At 64.9% G+C, this 464-nt stretch carries 1 pseudogene; it reads left to right on the top strand.

Annotated features, from left to right (window positions below):
* Positions 1-342 (top strand): annotated as a pseudogene (locus DBV14_RS33825) (branched-chain amino acid ABC transporter permease); the annotation flags it as partial.
* Between the last annotated feature and the right edge of the window lie 122 nt (positions 343-464).

Genomic DNA, 464 nt, shown 5'->3' with positions numbered 1-464 from the left:
CTGAAGACGCTGGTGCTGGGCTTTGCCACGCTGTCGGACGTGCACTGGACCGCGTCGGGCCAGGTGATCCTGATGACGCTGGTCGGCGGCCTGGGCACGTTGTCGGGCCCGCTGGTGGGCTCGGCGGTGGTGGTGCTGCTCGAGAACAAGATCGGCGAGCTCGGCAGCTTCCTGGCGCGCATCACGACGGTCGACTGGTTCAACACGCTGGGCGAGTCGGTGACCATGGTCACGGGCCTGATCTTCGTGATCTGCGTGCTCGCGTTCCGCAAGGGGATCATGGGCGAGATCATTGCGTTCATCGACCGGCGCAAGGGGTCTTCGGGCGGTAGCTCGCACTGAGCGATTCCGCTTTGTTGTGTCGTTTGTGAGAGGCGCTGTTCAGGGCGCCGCATCACGCCGATGCAGTGCATATCGAGCGTCGATTCGGGGCGACGCTCACACCGACGGTGTGCTCTGCTCCG

It is taken from the genome of Variovorax sp. KBW07 (assembly GCF_003852515.1).
Taxonomy (GTDB): domain Bacteria; phylum Pseudomonadota; class Gammaproteobacteria; order Burkholderiales; family Burkholderiaceae_C; genus Variovorax.
Note: the sequence above shows the minus strand (reverse complement) of the source record. Positions and strands in the feature narration are given on the sequence as shown.